The following is a 16,876-nucleotide window of genomic DNA, read 5'->3' as shown; positions in this document are numbered from 1 at the left end:
TTCCTCCAAATATTTGTTTTATAATTTATTTTGTTATTTCATAACAAGCGATTTAGCAATATCCATCTGTATTACATTGCATACCTTCAAATGAATTTGTTTTATCCTTTTCAATTTCTTTATCAATGACTCTTTGTAGCGTTTCTTTACTAGCAAGCCCTTGAATGACTTCATCTCCAATCATGACAGTTGGAACAGCCATAATATTCGCTTCATCATATGCATGCTGAATTGCTTCTTGATGCTTTTCTTTATATTTACGAGTTACTAACGCATCTTTAAATTCAGCTTCAGGAAGACCTACTTCTACCGCTAATTTTGTTAAAACATCAATATCTTCAATGTTTTGCTCTTCTTGGAAAAATGCTGTGAATACGCGGTGATGATACTCATTTCCTAGTCCACGTTCTTTCGCAAATTGACACCCTTCGAAAGCTAAATGTGTATATGGATGCGGAGAAACACGTGGCAAACGCATATCGATTCCTAACTTCTTCGCAGTTGGAAGAATAAAAGCATCCCATGAGCCTAATTTTTCTGGCTCATTCCATGGATCTATTTTTGAATATGGACTTGGACGTAATTCAAATGGCATCCATTCAATTTCTACATCTTTCTCTTGCGCTACTTCATCTAATGGACCTTTTGCTAAAAAACAAAATGGACATATAAAATCTGAGTATACTTTCATTTTTACAGTCATACTTTTACACCTTACCTTTATAGTTGTAATCAAATCAGTTACATTAATAATAAAAAAATATAAAATATGATTTAAGCATTCATTTTTTCTTGCAAAGTTTCAAACAAATTCCCCATCGTAATATTTCTCAAAACTTCTTCCATCGCGGATTGCGCTTGTATTAATATAACTTCTAACACCGCTTGAATATTTGCTCCGATTGGACAATCTGGATTTGGTTGCTCGTGAATATGAAATAGTTTGTCTTCTTCGACTACATTTACTGCATGGTATACATCTAACAATGTGATTTCATGTAAATCCTTTAATAATCCCGCACCACCTGGACCGCGATTTACATATACAAAACCAGCTTGTTTCAAGTACGACATAATTTTACGAATGACTACTGGATTTGTGTTTACACTTTCAGCTATATAGTCTGAAGTACAAAGTGAAGATGGATTGTTTTTCAAAATAGATAAAATATGAACAGCTATAGAAAAGCGGCTACTAATTTTCATCGTGATCACCACCTCGATGTAATCATTATAGTTACAACAAAAAGATAAGTCAATCCTTTTCATAGATTTTTTATAAACAAATAAAAAAAGTGTCCCATTATGATATATGAGACACCTCTTTTTATTCTGCAAATAGCGCTTGAAATTCTTCAATAAATAGCTGCACAGCGATTGAGGAATCCTTTAATGAAGGAACAGCTAAAGCAATTTCTCTCCATACTTGTGGTTCCAATTCTCTCGTTTGCACATTCTGTGGTAAATTCGTTAAAGATAATTCGGCTAATATTGCAATACCTAGCCCTTCTTGAATCATGTTTAAAGCTGTAGTAACGGTTGATATTACATACTCAGCCCGAAGTGGTACGTTTGCTTGTTTAAACATATCAATAATGGGTGGTTCGTATCCACCCTTACATAATATGATCGGCTCATTCTCTAAATCACTAATTGCAATAGAATCCTTCTTACAAAGAGGATGATCCTCTCTTAAGATAGCAACCATTTTCCCCTTCGTTAATGGGACAATCTCCATCTCTTTATTAGGCAAAATAACAATTCCTATATCAACAACCCTCGATACTAACCAATCTTCAACTTCTTTAATCGTTCCTTCACAAAGAACGACTTCTAAGTTCGGATACTTCTCCTTAAAAAGGTTTATCATTTTGGGTAAGAAATGTGCAGAGGCACTCGGAAAACTCCCAATTCGAATCGTCCCAACTTCGTGTCCTTTCTCCATCGCAACTTCTTGTTCAATCTTCTCTACACCGTTCAAAATCTCTCTAATATGCACAAGAATTCTGTTTCCTACATCCGTAACGATTAGCCCTTTTCGTTTATCACGTATAAGAATCGTAACTCCTAACTCTGACTCAATACTTGAAATCGCATGACTTACAGCTGGCTGCGTCATATTTAACACCCGAGCAGCCTTCGTAAAACTACCTAACTCAACAGTTTTTATTAATACTTGCAGTTGTGTAATGGTCATAACTAATCACTTATACTCCTTATAAAAAAGATTCATTTTATTTATTACAGTCGATATCATATCATAGTGAAATGAATAACAACAAGGAGGTCTTACCGTGACACAGCTTTCTCGAACTAAGACGGCCATAATCCTTACCTTTCTCGTTTTCATGTGGGGAATCAATTGGCCTTTATCTAAGTTTGCCCTGCATTATACACCACCCGTTTTATTTGCAGGCGTTCGAACTTTAATTGGAGGATTCATTTTACTCCTTTTCGCATTACCGAAATACAAAGAGTTACACTTAAAAGAAACTTGGCATTTATACGTTATTTCTTCTTTACTTAACATCATTATATTTTACGGATTACAAACTGTAGGCCTTCAATATATGCCCGCTGGGTTATTTTCCGCCATTGTATTTCTACAACCTGTTTTACTCGGCATTTTCTCATGGATTTGGCTTGAAGAATCTATGTACGGCTTAAAAATTTTCGGGCTTGTTCTTGGATTTATTGGCGTAGGTGTCATTAGCTCTAGTAGTTTAACTGGACATATTTCTATTATCGGAATCCTTCTCGCGATAGGATGCGCTATTGGCTGGGCACTTGGAACAGTATTTATTAAGAAGACTGGGCACCGCGTTAATTCCATTTGGATGGTAACACTGCAGCTTATTATTGGCGGGCTTTGCTTAATTGGATTTGGATCAGAGTTTGAAAGCTGGTCTAGTATTGCTTGGAGTATACCGTTTGTTAGTGTACTACTCTTTATTTCATTCTTTGTTATTGCAATGGGATGGCTTGCATACTTCACTCTTGTTGGAGCTGGTGAAGCAAGTAAAGTTGGGGCTTATACATTCCTCATTCCACTAATCGCTATTATTGTAAGTTCAATTTTCTTACATGAGGCCATTACTATTAGCTTATTCATCGGACTATTATTTATTGTTGTGAGTATTTGCTTCGTAAATATAAAGCCGAAAACACTTACTGTAAGGCAGCAGGTTGAAGTGAAATAAAAATGAAAAAGAGCCTGCTGTTTGTAGGCTCTTTCTTATATCTTACTTTTTACGACGTACTACAAAAACACACGCACCTGCCGACGATACAATCGCCAAAATAGATAAGATAATCGCTATTACTTGCATATTACTAGCACCTTCATTCTTTTCTACACTAGACACTTCACCATGTTCTCCTGTTAATGACGTACCTTTTGCAATTGTAGTAAGTGAATGTGGTTTTTCAGCTTTTTCATCGCCTGTCCATTCCACAATTTCTCCGTCTTTATATTGTTGATATGCATCCCAAGCTATTTTTTGTTCTTTATCCGGATTTTTAGCGACGAAAGTAAATCGCTGGAACTGACCGGGTAAAATCCCTTCTCCTGTTGCTTCCCATACTACAGTTTTCACTTTTCCGGCATTATCTTTCTGCTCTTCCACTTTCCATCCTGGCACTGGTTCATACTGTTGGAACTCTACTCCAGACGGTATTTTCAATGTAACTTTTGTCGTTGCTACATTCTTCTCAACTGGTACTTTTATCGTGTAAGTCTCCCAAGAATTAACGTCCGAAGCTTCTGGTTTCACAGTGACGTGCGCACTAACAGGTAACGAAAAAATCCCCATTGCAATTATTGTTGCGATCATTGTTGTGCCAAATTTTTTTATACGTTTCATTTTCTATTAGCTCCTTTTTATCTATACCTTCTCTTTATCCCGCTATTCGCCGGATAACCCGATTGATGAGGGCTGATTAAAGTTTCACTTTATCTGCCGCCTACAATAAATTTATAATCCGTATCAAAACTATCAAGAGATTTTGTTAATCCGTGCACTTGTATATTCCAGTTTCCTGTCATGTTAATATACATACCTTCCGCTTCATATTCTCCTGGTGACACGGCCGAAACTTTAAATGAACCCTTCCCCATATTCATATCCAATGATTGCGTGGTTAAAATAATTTGCTCCATATCAGTAACAGGTTGTCCGTTCTCATCCTTTAAAGTAATATGGAATGTATTTTGTCCTACTTTATTAGGACTTACATGTAAAGTAAGTTCATATCCATTATCTAATTGCTTACTCTCTGTAAAAGGTCCAGTTGGAGGCATCGGCGGTGTTTGTACGTTTGTCATAAAAGCTACGATTACGAAAATGATAATTCCAATGATAAACTCTACTTTCACCGTAGCGCCTAAACCTTGCTCCGCTCTCATTTTCCCTTTCACATAATGAACAATTCCCAATATCCCCATGAAAATGAATAAAAGTATCTTTGCTAATAAAGCTAATCCATACTTCGTATCAAATAACGAGTTTATTGTTGGTATAAAGAATGTACTGTTAAAAAGACCTGTTATTAAAATTACGATGACAGCACCTGTTGCCCACGGTGAAAAGCGCTTAATCATATCCCAATACATACTCCACTTATTATCCTCTTTACGTAAAAGAAGAACAATACATGATAGACCACCAATCCATAACGAAGCTGCGAATAAATGTAGAAAGTCCATAACGACCGCAATCTCTTTAAACTTTAAACCAAACGCGTGACTATTAAAGGCTTTCATAACAAGTATCCCAATAAACAATACTATTGGAATGCTCCATACTTTAAACGATGACAGCTTCTCACACTTCATCGCAAAATACGTAACGATTATAAGCGAACTAATAAGAACCATTTGAGTAATCCATACATATCCAAAAACAGAAAGCTGTAATGTTTCTTTTAATAGTAACGGATCGAATGCTTCTAACCATGAAACATCAGCATTTATTTTCGCTTGCAATGGTAGATTGAATAATAAGCTAATCAATATACCCAATAATGAGATCCATATTATGTTCTTACTCCTTGATCGAACCGAGGTTGCATTCCCTTTATACATAATAAGATTAAAGAATAGCACGCCTATAAATAGTGAGAAACTTGTATATAAAACTCCACGTTCCATAATCATATCTATTTGCGGGACATACCCCATCTCTTCTACTTGTATATCGTCTGCTCCCGCTTCCTCTGACCCAATTCGGAACGGAATAACTCCTTGAATAGGATGCCCGTCAGCAGAAATCACTTTCCACTGAATAGAGTAAAGCCCGTTTTTTAAGTTTTCTTTTAAGCCTACTTCTAATATTTTTTTGTTTTTCTTATCGATATGAGCATCTTTTAAATCTACTCTTGTACCTGAGGTATCTCTTACAAACAAGGTATTAAAATGCGAAACTTGTATATCCTCATCAAATTCAATTTTCACTACAGATGGTGCTTTCTTCAACGTTTCATTTTCAGCAGGGTTTGATTTCACAATGTACGCATGAGCAGATGCACTTTTTGGTATCAATATGATAAGTACACATGCAATTAATAGCCATGCCCCTAACCTTCTCATTACTTTCACACTCATTTCACTTCTTTCTTCCTCATCGCTCTATTTTCATTACATCTACTTCCCAAGTCGATTACTTGGAGAAATATTAACCTGATTAAATATAGACTTCTATACAGTAGAACTCTTTATTTTTCTTTCACCTTTAAACTTCTAATATAATAGTAACTACCTTCACAGATACAACTTACATTTTTAAAGTCGATTGTTATTATATCATAAAATATATTTATGTAAGTTCCTGAAGAAGAAAAGTTATCGTGAATCATTTGTGAAAAAAGTGTGAAATACATAAATGAAAAAGGTATTACGTTATTACGCAATACCCTTCTTCCATCATTAAATTTCTTTACTTCTCTTCTGGATAATCACAATACTCAATGATTGTTCCCTCTGTATCCGCTGGGTTAAGATATATTAATCTTCTACCGTGCTTATTAATTCGAAGTGTATGCTCTAATGTCCGAATACCTTGTTCTTTTAACTCTTCTAGAGCTACATCTAAATCATCGACACGATACGCAACGTGATGAACACCTTTACCTTTTTGTTTAATAAAACGGGCAATTGGAGATGTCGTATTATTCGTAGGCGCAAGTAATTCAATTCTATCTCCATCCACTTCAAGAATGGCTACTTCGCTTTCCACACCAGGAGCTTCACTTACGTAACGATCTATTAACGTTCCTAACAACACATTTTCATAAAAACGTATCGTACTTTCTATATCTCGAACTGCGATGCCGATATGATCAATTGTTTTTTTCATTTTATTTCCCCTACTACTTTATTTTCTTTCATTATTAATAGTAACAAAAAAAGTTATAGAAACAAGTTCTATAACTTTTTTGTTTAACCTATTTTCTTATTCGCACTAGCTGGCTGAACTTGATTTTTTGCTTTTAAAACGCTAATGCCATATCCGATAAATCCACCGATAATTGCTGGGAAGATCCATCCTAATCCTACTTCTTGCATCGGAAGGAATTTAGTGAATACTCGGCTTACTACTTCAATGTTAACTCCAGCTGCACTTAATCCATCGAATAAGCTGATGATAAATGTTACGATTAAGCTCACTTGATAAACTTCAGTTCTTCCTTTGAATAATGAATGGAAGAATGTTAAGAAAATCAATACGATTGCTAGTGGATAAATTGCTGTTAGTACTGGAACAGAAACTGCGATTAATTGTGTTAATCCTACGTTTGCAACAATTGCACTAAATGCACATAGCGTGATTGCAATCGCTTTGTAAGGAACATTTGGGAATAACTTATGGAAGAATGAAGAACAGGCTGATACAAGTCCCACACTAGTTGTTAAACACGCTACTGTAATCATTAATCCTAATAATACTCCGCCATATGATCCAAAATAATAGTTAGAAACTTTCGCTAATACTTCTCCACCATTCTCTAAATGTCCAAGCTTTGCAACACTTGAAGCACCCATATAAGAAAGAGCTGTATAGATAATTGCTAAAATAGATGCTGCAATGATTGTCGCTTTTGCACAAACGATCATAATCTGTGTTTTCGTTTTCGCACCTTTTTCTTTAATTGCATTAATGATGATGATTCCAAATACGAATGATGCAAGCGTGTCCATTGTTAAATATCCTTCTTGGAACCCTTTAAAGAATGCATGTGATGTATAAGCTTCCACTGGTGCTTGCATATCTCCAATCGGATGAACAAAAGCAACGATTACTAAAATACCGATGAATGTCAATTTAATTGGCGTTAATATTTTTCCAACAATATCGACAATTTTCGCAGGATTTAGCGAAAAAAAACAAGTGATGCTAAAGAATATAATTGTGAAAAGAATTAAAGGTGTAGAACCTAATCCTTCTGGCATAAAAGGCTTAAGACCAATTTCATAAGAAACATTACCCGTTCTTGGTATTGCAAATAACGGACCGATCGCTAAGTATAAAACTGTTGTAAACACAATCCCGAATACTGGGTGAGCACGACTTGCTAATGACTGTAAATCATCTTTACCCGAAAAACCAAATGCTAATACTCCTAGCAACGGTAAACCTACACCTGTTACTAAAAATCCAGCGTTAGCAATCCATACATTCTCTCCTGCCGATTGCCCTAGCATTGCTGGGAAAATTAAATTTCCTGCTCCAAAAAATAGTGCAAATAACATTAATCCAATAACTACTATGAACGAAAACGGTACTTTATTCGCCATAATATAACCCCCATTCAAATTTCCTTATCTCATTTTCCAATTTTAACTAATTGAATTTTCTGAATATTTAATTCAAGTATCAACTATTCTTGAACTCATTATAGTTTGATATATAATATTTTGCAATACTATTTTCAAACTTTTCATTTATTTTATAAATATACATTTTTTAACATAGAAATAGACTAAAAAACCAACATGGTCATCCATGTTGGTTTTTTTATATTTACTATCAATTAAAATTTTGCCGCTACTTTCTTAACGTTCTCTAAACCTTCTTCAACAATTTGTTGTGAACGATCTGGATATTGATTGTGCCCTTCAATTACAACAGTCTCTGGATTTACAATTCCCCAGAACCCAAGCACATTCGTTACATAATTAACCGCCATTTCCATAGGAGCCATTTGTTCTGAAGAATAATCCGAACCACGCGCACCTAATACAACGACTTTCTTATCACCAGCTAAACCTACTGGGCCATTTGCTGTATATTTAAATGTTTTTCCAGCTTGAGATAAGTATGAAATATATGTGATTAATGGTGCTGGCACTGTGAAGTTCCATAGTGGGAACGCAAATACAACTTTATCAGCTTCTAAAAACTGATTTAAATATTGATCTACCTTAGCTACAGCCTTCTCTTCTTCTGCTGTTAATTCCATTCCTTGACTACGTTTGTATCCACCTGAAATAGCGATGTTTCCGTAGTATGGAAGATCTAATGCAAATAAATCTAACTCTGTAATTTCTGTATTTGGGTTCGCTTCTTTATAAGTACTTACAAACGTTTCATACATTTTTGAACTAATTGCTTGCTCCGCTGGACGATCGTTTGCTTTTACAAATAATACTTTTGACATTGTTTTATTCCCCTCTACTTTTGTATTTTCTTCTTTTTTACCAAATAACGAGCTAAATAATCCCATTTTCTTCACCTAGACTTTCTTATCATATTCATTATTCATCATCATAAAAATTCTTATTCTAATAAAAAGTTCCAATAGATACCTTTAGTAAAGACACATGAAACTTTTTGTTATTTAATTACCTTATGTAAGTGATTGTAATACACCCACTTACTTTAGTCAAGTAACTTTAAATAAAAAATAATATCTCGAATTAAAAGTAATAGCCCCAATACAATTAAAACACCCATTATAACTTTATTATTTGTATAATGGATGTAGAGAGGGCAATTCATATTTAGAAAGGATTTACTCATGAGCACTATTGAAAAGATTCAAACTTTTATTATTCTTTTTGCTGTTACATGCGGCATCGTACTCGGACAATTTAATTTGATACATATGTATTCAGAGCAATTTATTGTCCCCTTCTTATTTTTCATGCTGTATGGATTATTCCTCAGCATCCCATTGAAAGAAATAAAAAATGGATTCCGTAATTTAAAATTTGCTGGAACGAGCCTTACTATTAATTTTGTATGGACACCTTTACTCGCTTGGGGATTAGGTGCACTATTTCTTTCCGATCACCCAGCACTTTGGGTTGGATTTATTATGTTAATGGTTACTCCATGTACAGATTGGTACTTAATCTTTACTGAAATAGCGAAAGGAAATGTAGCACTTTCTACTGCAATTTTGCCTGTAAATTTAATTTTGCAAGTACTACTCCTTCCCATTTATTTATTTTTATTCGCTGGTGTTATGAAGACTGTAGCGGTTTCTGTTTTAGTAGAAAGTATTGTTATCGTAATCGTCTTACCATTTGTACTTGCACACGCTACAAAATTCATTATGTATAAAATGAAACAAGCTGCAACACTCGAGAATAAACTCATTCCTTTTTTCAGCTCTGCCCAAATTGTATTTTTAAGTTTAGCAATAGTAGCGATGTTTGCATCACAAGGTAAATATTTACTACAAAATATGAATGTCGTTTTATTATTACTCATTCCTGTTCTATTGTTCTTCATCATTAATTTTGTACTCGGACAATTTATCGGGCGTATTATGCATTTATCTTATAAAGATACAGTAAGTCTAAACTTAACAACATTAGCAAGAAACTCACCTGTTGCACTTGCTATTGCTGTGACCGCTTTTCCAGACGAACCTCTTATCGCTCTCGCGTTAGTTATTGGACCGTTGATTGAACTGCCAGTACTTGCTTGTGTTTCACAAGTGTTGTTGCTTATTAAGAGAAAACAGCGATATACATAAAAAAACGTCCTACTTTAGGACGTTTTTTATTTTCGAGAAATTATAGAAGATTACCTTGCAATTACATTAACAAAGCCTTTCTATTTAAAAATTATAGGAAAAGTAAATATTACGAAAGCTGCCCAAAGTCCGTAGATTGGCAAATACTTCGTAACGGCATCTTGGATAGCTGTCGGTCCTGATTTGTTTTGCAAGAAACGCATATAGGAAAACATAATCCAAATGAGATTTGCCCAAATCAGTATGTTTACGCCTAAAACAGCAAGTCTATTAGGTGTAATCCCGTAAGAAGAGAGTCTGAATACGATGGCTGACAAAGCGACAGTGTCAATAATAAGCGACAGAACAATTAAGGCAAAATTTATATAATCTGAAATGCTCTTTTTCTCGTCCGAGTCACTCTCAACGATAGAAAATATGGTAACGGCCAATACACCAAGAAGTATTCCATTGAAGGCCATTAGGAAATTGCGATCCAAGAATGGATTTTTCCCGACCAAAATTACAGTTATAAGATAGATAAACAATGTGATCAGGACGAGAGGACTAAAAATTTTAGATATGTATGGTGTAATATTTTTAGCAAGTTTAAGATTCAATGATACTAAGTATGCAGCCACTACAGCGAGAGCCGCAGCTCCAAATAAAACAACATTACTAAAATAGAATTCTCCTATATCCAAATCAACGAAGCTAAATAACTTCATGGTGAATACTGCTAGTATCATTCCGCTCACTGCCATGCTCGCGTAGAGAATACCATATTCTAAATTAAATTTAATATAAGCTAACCTTGTACTGCCTTTTGAATATTCATTTCCTGTAAACGCAAGTCCCAATAAGACCCATAACAATATAGGAAGATGTAAATACGCAAGGATACTGCTGTCTTTATAATTTAATGGCAACGTATTAAGATACAACCCGGCAATTAGGAACAACGCTGCAAGAAAATAAATAATACTTTTTTTCGGAGTATTATTGTAAATAAAATAAGCAGCAATAAAGGGAATTACACCAAAAGCCAAGTTTATTGGAGCAATTGCTTCCTGCTCAACAAAGTGGAAAATGATTCTAGTGCTTAGCCCGGCTAGAATAGCTAACATGCCCATGAATAAGAAACCTTTTTGAAACAACGATACTTTTTCTTTATTTGCCGTCTCCTTGAAATGCAACCTTTCATACCAAGCAGCTAGCACCTGAGAATCAGGATTTTTATCCCATGCTTGTGAGAATGACTTTTTAAAAGCTTTTGGGTCTTTTCTATACATTCTCTCCAACTCATGAGGATTATCCATATTTTCAATAATCAAATTGTGATTGTTCATAGTTTTACCTCCTCTAATAAAAAACAGCGTTGTTACCTTTCTATAAAAAGCACCTCACTGATTTATCACGATATTGATTTTAATACAAAATTTATTGTTTTACAATAAATAATTATCAATTATTAAGATTTTTTTATTGTATATTTTATTTTAAATAAAAATAAATAGTACTACTTATTCAAAAAAATATCCTATAGAATAGACTTTTTTAAGTGTCTATTCTATAGGATACAGTTTAATTATCATGTTTTTTTATTTATTGAAAACACTTAATTCTCAAACACAAAATTAATCTTATTATCTTTCCACTCTAACATCGCATCAAACGTTTTCTCGCCTTTTTTAAAGCCTTTAATTAAATCGGTCTTTTCACCTTTTAAAAGCTTTGTCATATTCTTTTGCGAAATTGTTTTACTTAATATCTTCTTTGAGATGGTAAAATCACATTGCGTTGTATTGTAGTTTGAACAACCGTAAAACGTTGACTTATCAATCACATCGCCATCACATTTTTTACAGTTCCCAACCTTTTTACCTGTTGTAAATTTCGATCCTTTTCGCTCAATCGATTCAACGTGTAATCCAGTGAAATCCCATTTCTCCGACATTTCCACTGCATCTTCAATAATTTTAGCTGATAGTTTTTTTGTTTGTTCCATAAATGTAGCTGGTGAAGCTGTGCCTTCTCCAATTTCCGCAAGGCGCTGCTCCCATTTCGCTGTCATTTCTGGTGAAGCTAGTATTTTATCACCGATTGCAGTAATTAATACTTTCCCTTTATCGGTTGCATACACTTGGTTTTTCGTCACATCTATATATTTACGGTCTTTCAGCATCGTAATAATACCTGCACGAGTCGCTTCCGTACCTAAACCTTCTGTTTTCTTTAATACTTTCTCGAGCTCTTCATTCTCTAAATACTTACCTGCCGTTTTCATTAACGTAATAAGTTGTCCTTCTGTATAACGTTTCGGTGGTTGTGTTTTTCCTTCTTTTACTTTTACCTTTACAACTTTTCCTTCTTCACCTTCAGCTACAATTGGAAGAATTGTTTCGTCATCTTTATCGTCTTGGAAAATAACTTTACGCCATCCTTCTTGAATTTGCTGTTTTCCTTTTGAAATAAATTCAGCACGTTCATCTACAAGCGTTACAATCGTTGTATAGTCAAAGATTGCTACTTCATAATGCGCCGCAATCAGTCTTCTTACGATCATATCGTAAATTTTCTTTTCATCACCTGATAATCTACTTGGATTTGTAACTTGCTCTGTCGGTATAATTGCGTAGTGATCTGTTACTTTCTTTTCATTCACATAACGCTTATTATTCATAATCGATTCAACCGGAGCCGGTAATAAATTTTTATATTCATCAAACTGACTTAACTTCTGTAAAATATCAGGGAACGTCGCTGCTTCTCCTTGTGTAACATAGTTAGAATCTGAACGAGGATAAGAAACTATCCCTTTTTGATATAGTGCTTGTGTTATATCAAGCGTCTTTTTCGGTGAAAATTTAAAAGCTTTATTAGCTGTCGCTTGCAGTGCTGATAAATTAAATAAAAACGGCGGCTGAAACTCTTTACGCTCCGTTTTCATTTCTTTTACTACAGCTGGTTTCCCTTGGCAAAATGCCGCAATTTTATTTGCCATATCAGGGTCTTTTAAGCGGGATTCACTATCCTTCTCCCATTTCCCCTCATACTTCTTTCCTTCCATATTAAAGGTTGCGAACACTTCCCAAAATGGCTCTGACTTAAAGTTCTCTATTTCTTTTTCACGCTTTACAATTAATGCGAGTGTCGGTGTTTGTACACGACCAGCTGAAAATACATCATTCATTCCTTTTTTCTTTAGCAAAATACTAAAGACACGCGATGCATTCATACCAACGACCCAATCCGCACATGACCTTGTATACGCCTCATAGTACGTATTGATTGTATCTGATTCATCAAGCAAGTTTTTAAACCCTTGGTAAATAGCTTGCTTCGTTAAAGATGAAATCCAAAGACGCTTCATCGGCTTTTGTACGTTGCAAAGATTAATAATGTTTCGTACGATTAATTCCCCTTCACGCCCGGCATCGCCCGCGTGAATAATTTCTGTTACCTGCGGATTATGTAACAGCTGTTTCACAACGTTAAACTGTTTATACTTCGACTTTGTTACTTCAAATTGAAAACGCTCTGGAATCATCGGTAACGTATTAAGTGACCATTTTTTCCACTCTGCGTGATAGTGCTCTGGATTACATAACTGCGTCAAATGACCAATTGCCCATGTACAGTACGCTCCATTTGGAAATAACTCATTCGCTTCTACTTCTAAATATCCATCTTTCCGGCGATATTTAAATTGTGAAACAAGAGCCAAACCTTGATCTGGTTTCTCGGCAATAATTAATTTCATTTTATAACTCCCTATCTGTATTCCAGTGTTACTTTCATTGTCTATCTGTTTAGAGGCGATGATAAAAGAACAATCTTATTTATCATTCACGGGTTACTCCCAGTAATGGGATAACTATAATATTATACGCTTATTCTTGATGGCTTCACAATAGAAACTCGTTATATAACAATTTCTTTCTCATGCTCACAAATAAAAAAGATGCTCAAAAAATTAAGCACCTACTTACTTACATTTATTAAATTGTGCAGATAATATGCAGATATAAATAAGCATAAGTACTCTCCATATGAACATATGATGAAGTGAACGATAGGACAGGGAGGTATCATGATGTTTGCTTATACATTAACTGCCTTAACACTTTGTTGTATCTCGATTATTATTACATCATATATTTCTAAACGTGAGGGTACCCTAATGGAGTATATGGTATTTATTATGTCTTTTAGTATGAGTATCGGTTTAAGTATAGGTTTTTATTTAGGTATTCTATTTAAAGGGGAATTACTATATTCTACTTTGCTTGCTATTTTGATTAGTGGATTTATCGGCTTTTTAGTCGGTCTACGTTTTCACCTGTATACTGCTTTAGAAGGAATGTTCTCTGGGGTAATGGCAAGTATGATGGGAGCAATGATTACAGAAATGTTAAACGCTCAGCAAGCTCATAGTATACTATTCATTAGCCTTTTACTTACTATAACAATAACTATGTCATGTATGATTCAGTTTTTATCAGAAAGTTTTTCTGCTGTTATTCAGCGACGTTTTCCATTATTACTCTCAATTGGTGTAGTAATTATCCTGACTATATTTGTAACGTTCCCAGAGCATATCCCGCCAACCTCTTCCACAGAAGAACAACATAATCATTAGCAACTATAATCGATCCCCTCTACTATTTCATCATAGTAGAGGGAATCGATTTCATTATTTTTATTTCTTAACAGATGAAGATAAAAAACACTTTGAATCGTTAGGCTAAAACTTCTAAATCTATGAAATTCTCTTTGCTTGAGCAAGATATACAATTCCATGTTGAAATAATAAATTTTCAATTAACCAATATATATTTTTGGATCCATAGCATTGCTCTTCTGTGCATTCCATTCACCTTTATGGATTTCAAAATGTAAGTGCTGTCCTTCAGATTGTCCTGTATTCCCCATTATGCCAAGTTGTTGTCCTTGCTTTACTTTTTGACCAGCAGTAACAGAACGACTCTTTAAATGAGCATATACAGTCGTATAGGTTTGTCCATTAATATTGTGAGAAATAAACACCACATTACCATAGCTTGTAGAATAATAAGAGCGAGTGACTACACCTTCTGCGGCGGCAACAACCGGCACTATTCCTGAAGCAGCAATATCTAATCCGTGATGCATTTGGCCACCACGTTTCTCAAATCTAGAAGTATATCTTCCTACAGCTGGTTGAATAAAGTCATTTGTTGTATTTACCTCTTGGGATTGTCGCTGCTCCTCTGCATCAGTCTCACTTGTTTTTGATAGAAATTTACTTGATACATAACCGTTTTTACCGTTGTAATTAATTTTCCCCCATCCATTTTGTTCAAATAGAACCTGTACTTTTATTCCTTTTGATAATGCACCGATTACCCCATGATTTGTACTAGCGCCGCTCCTTACATTTAACATGCTTACGTTAACATAGTAGTCACCAACTGTTGCTCCAGTAGATGGATTACTGGTTTCAGGTATTGATGGTGTACCTCCTTTAACGAATTTTACATATTCACTACTTACATAACCAGTTCTTCCATTATGATTAATTTTCAACCAGCCATTTTCAACGCCAGTTACTTGTAACATTCGTCCGTATAATACACCACCAACTACACTATGGTAAGTAGCAGGGCCGGTACGCACACGTAAAGAAGTAGCGTTTACAATGTATGTACCGTCAGTTTGAACCGTAACATTCTTTTGTTGTTCATTTGTTTGGTCTACATTTGCATTAGAGCCACTCTTTGAAATGTAATCTTTACTAATATAAGCAGTTTTTCCACTATAGTTAATTTTGACCCAATCTTGAATTTCACCAGTTACTTGAACAACTTGTCCTTTATGTATAGAGCCTAAAATCGTATGGGAAGTACTTGGACCTGTACGAACGCGGAGGGAGGATACGTTAACTTTGTAATCTCCACTCGCTACTTGAAATTTCCCATTGTTATTGTCGCTTCCATTTGAGCTACCGTCTATTACAAATTGACTGCTTACATAACCTACTTTTCCATTATGATTAATTTTCAACCAACCGTTTTCTTCTCCAATAACCTGTAAAGCTTTCCCTTCATACACGCGCCCCATTATTGCACTAGACGTATTTGGTTGTGTGCGAACACGTAATACATTAGCAGTTACAGTTTTACTACGACTCATGCTTACATTCGTCTTCGCTGATACATTATTTTCCGAAACAAATTCACTACTTACATAGCCAGTTTTTCCTTTATGATTAATTTTCAGCCAACTGTTTTCTTCTCCAATAACTTGTAAAACTTCTCCTTCATACACGCGTCCCATTATTGCACTAAACGTATTTGGTTGTGTGCGGACACGTAGAGTATTTGTATTTACTGTTACTTGATTTTCATATTTTACTACATCAGTAGGTTGCTCATGCTTCATGTCTTTTTGTATAACAGTATTTTTCGCTTGAGCAGTACTAATAAATACACTTCCTGTAACAGAAGCTACTGCTACACTAGCTAAAATCTTTTTCATAAGTACAAAACACCTTCCTATAAATATATTTAAGTATCATTATATTTTTATATCAAATTCTATTTCTTTTCGTTCTAACTATTCAGCAAAAGTATCCTTTTATTATCCATATTGAATTTTCATTTATTTTCCACCATCTATATCTAGTAATAAAGGAAAGTTAAATTCATCACACTCTGAAAATCTTCTCTTCAATCTAACACTACATATTGTAGTTTAAATTCCAAAAAAAAATAGCTAAAAATAATCAGCTATTATTAATACTACAAAAATAAAAAAATCATAATTTAGGCCTTCTTCACTTATACTTTTGATTAAATATACCAGTTCTCCTTTCACACTACGAATTGTAGTACAAAATAATAGAATGGTCAAATATAAATATTTAGCCTTTTGA

At 34.5% G+C, this 16,876-nt stretch carries 14 protein-coding genes; 3 read left to right on the top strand and 11 right to left on the bottom strand.

The genetic code is table 11. From position 1 onward, the window contains the following. Positions 1-52: 52 nt before the first annotated feature. From J0835_RS09375 to J0835_RS09365, 3 genes are all read right to left on the bottom strand, one after another. Positions 53-703, bottom strand: coding sequence for a DsbA family oxidoreductase (locus J0835_RS09375; RefSeq protein ID WP_087980213.1), 651 nt, complete (start codon positions 701-703; stop codon positions 53-55). A 71-nt stretch (positions 704-774) separates the two neighbouring features. Continuing rightward, complete coding sequence (locus J0835_RS09370; RefSeq protein ID WP_087980212.1) at positions 775-1,206, bottom strand: Rrf2 family transcriptional regulator; 432 nt, start codon at positions 1,204-1,206, stop codon at positions 775-777. A 121-nt stretch (positions 1,207-1,327) separates the two neighbouring features. Beyond that, positions 1,328-2,197, bottom strand: coding sequence for a LysR family transcriptional regulator (locus tag J0835_RS09365; protein WP_048561109.1), 870 nt, complete (start codon positions 2,195-2,197; stop codon positions 1,328-1,330). 97 nt (positions 2,198-2,294) lie between these two features. On the opposite strand from J0835_RS09365, the gene J0835_RS09360 reads away from it, so the two are divergent. Then, on the top strand, positions 2,295-3,200 hold the full coding sequence (locus J0835_RS09360; RefSeq protein ID WP_000192803.1) for a DMT family transporter: 906 nt from the start codon (positions 2,295-2,297) through the stop codon (positions 3,198-3,200). 42 nt (positions 3,201-3,242) lie between these two features. Here J0835_RS09360 and J0835_RS09355 read toward each other — a convergent pair whose 3' ends face one another. The 5 genes from J0835_RS09355 to J0835_RS09335 all read right to left on the bottom strand — a co-directional run bounded on the left by J0835_RS09355 (position 3,243) and on the right by J0835_RS09335 (position 8,721). Next, positions 3,243-3,863: a YcnI family copper-binding membrane protein gene (locus tag J0835_RS09355; RefSeq protein ID WP_087980211.1), complete on the bottom strand. Its 621-nt coding sequence runs from the start codon at positions 3,861-3,863 to the stop codon at positions 3,243-3,245. 89 nt (positions 3,864-3,952) lie between these two features. Continuing rightward, positions 3,953-5,602 carry a copper resistance CopC/CopD family protein gene (locus J0835_RS09350; RefSeq protein ID WP_140386733.1) on the bottom strand — a complete coding sequence of 550 codons (1,650 nt, stop codon included), beginning with the start codon at positions 5,600-5,602 and terminating at the stop codon, positions 3,953-3,955. Between the two features lie 331 nt (positions 5,603-5,933). After that, positions 5,934-6,353 (bottom strand): VOC family protein, encoded by a 420-nt coding sequence (locus J0835_RS09345; protein WP_087980209.1) that lies wholly within the window; start codon positions 6,351-6,353, stop codon positions 5,934-5,936. An 83-nt stretch (positions 6,354-6,436) separates the two neighbouring features. After that, entirely contained in the window at positions 6,437-7,792 is a 1,356-nt protein-coding gene (brnQ, locus tag J0835_RS09340) for a branched-chain amino acid transport system II carrier protein (RefSeq protein ID WP_087980208.1), read from the bottom strand. A 236-nt stretch (positions 7,793-8,028) separates the two neighbouring features. Next, complete coding sequence (locus J0835_RS09335) at positions 8,029-8,721, bottom strand: FMN-dependent NADH-azoreductase (RefSeq protein ID WP_087980207.1); 693 nt, start codon at positions 8,719-8,721, stop codon at positions 8,029-8,031. Between the two features lie 294 nt (positions 8,722-9,015). On the opposite strand from J0835_RS09335, the gene J0835_RS09330 reads away from it, so the two are divergent. Further along, positions 9,016-9,981 carry an arsenic resistance protein gene (locus J0835_RS09330; protein WP_087980206.1) on the top strand — a complete coding sequence of 322 codons (966 nt, stop codon included), beginning with the start codon at positions 9,016-9,018 and terminating at the stop codon, positions 9,979-9,981. 80 nt (positions 9,982-10,061) lie between these two features. Here the strand turns inward: J0835_RS09330 and J0835_RS09325 are convergent, their stop codons facing one another. Together J0835_RS09325 and topB are read right to left on the bottom strand one after the other, a co-directional pair. Then, positions 10,062-11,309 carry a DUF4153 domain-containing protein gene (locus J0835_RS09325; RefSeq protein ID WP_087980205.1) on the bottom strand — a complete coding sequence of 416 codons (1,248 nt, stop codon included), beginning with the start codon at positions 11,307-11,309 and terminating at the stop codon, positions 10,062-10,064. Between the two features lie 269 nt (positions 11,310-11,578). After that, a complete protein-coding gene (topB, locus tag J0835_RS09320; RefSeq protein ID WP_087980204.1) occupies positions 11,579-13,723 on the bottom strand; it encodes a DNA topoisomerase III in 2,145 nt (714 codons plus the stop codon). 333 nt (positions 13,724-14,056) lie between these two features. Here topB and J0835_RS09315 point away from each other — a divergent pair, with 333 nt between their 5' ends. Beyond that, a complete protein-coding gene (locus J0835_RS09315) occupies positions 14,057-14,602 on the top strand; it encodes a hypothetical protein (protein ID WP_087980203.1) in 546 nt (181 codons plus the stop codon). Between the two features lie 182 nt (positions 14,603-14,784). On the opposite strand, the gene J0835_RS09310 is transcribed toward J0835_RS09315, so the two are convergent. After that, on the bottom strand, positions 14,785-16,479 hold the full coding sequence (locus J0835_RS09310; protein ID WP_087980202.1) for an SH3 domain-containing protein: 1,695 nt from the start codon (positions 16,477-16,479) through the stop codon (positions 14,785-14,787). Positions 16,480-16,876: the final 397 nt, after the last annotated feature.

Source organism: Bacillus cereus group sp. Sample62, assembly GCF_036851315.1.
Lineage (GTDB): Bacteria > Bacillota > Bacilli > Bacillales > Bacillaceae_G > Bacillus_A > Bacillus_A wiedmannii.
This window is presented reverse-complemented; position numbering and strand designations above follow the sequence as displayed.

Bases quoted from the DNA above. Each gene is read 5' to 3' on its own strand.
- J0835_RS09375 (WP_087980213.1), bottom strand. From the start codon at position 703: ATGACTGTAAAAATGAAAGTATACTCAGATTTTATATGTCCATTTTGT.
- J0835_RS09370 (WP_087980212.1), bottom strand. From the start codon at position 1,206: ATGAAAATTAGTAGCCGCTTTTCTATAGCTGTTCATATTTTATCTATT.
- J0835_RS09365 (WP_048561109.1), bottom strand. From the start codon at position 2,197: ATGACCATTACACAACTGCAAGTATTAATAAAAACTGTTGAGTTAGGT.
- J0835_RS09355 (WP_087980211.1), bottom strand. From the start codon at position 3,863: ATGAAACGTATAAAAAAATTTGGCACAACAATGATCGCAACAATAATT.
- J0835_RS09350 (WP_140386733.1), bottom strand. From the start codon at position 5,602: ATGAGTGTGAAAGTAATGAGAAGGTTAGGGGCATGGCTATTAATTGCA.
- J0835_RS09345 (WP_087980209.1), bottom strand. From the start codon at position 6,353: ATGAAAAAAACAATTGATCATATCGGCATCGCAGTTCGAGATATAGAA.
- brnQ (WP_087980208.1), bottom strand. From the start codon at position 7,792: ATGGCGAATAAAGTACCGTTTTCGTTCATAGTAGTTATTGGATTAATG.
- J0835_RS09335 (WP_087980207.1), bottom strand. From the start codon at position 8,721: ATGGGATTATTTAGCTCGTTATTTGGTAAAAAAGAAGAAAATACAAAA.
- J0835_RS09330 (WP_087980206.1), top strand. From the start codon at position 9,016: ATGAGCACTATTGAAAAGATTCAAACTTTTATTATTCTTTTTGCTGTT.
- J0835_RS09325 (WP_087980205.1), bottom strand. From the start codon at position 11,309: ATGAACAATCACAATTTGATTATTGAAAATATGGATAATCCTCATGAG.
- topB (WP_087980204.1), bottom strand. From the start codon at position 13,723: ATGAAATTAATTATTGCCGAGAAACCAGATCAAGGTTTGGCTCTTGTT.
- J0835_RS09315 (WP_087980203.1), top strand. From the start codon at position 14,057: ATGTTTGCTTATACATTAACTGCCTTAACACTTTGTTGTATCTCGATT.
- J0835_RS09310 (WP_087980202.1), bottom strand. From the start codon at position 16,479: ATGAAAAAGATTTTAGCTAGTGTAGCAGTAGCTTCTGTTACAGGAAGT.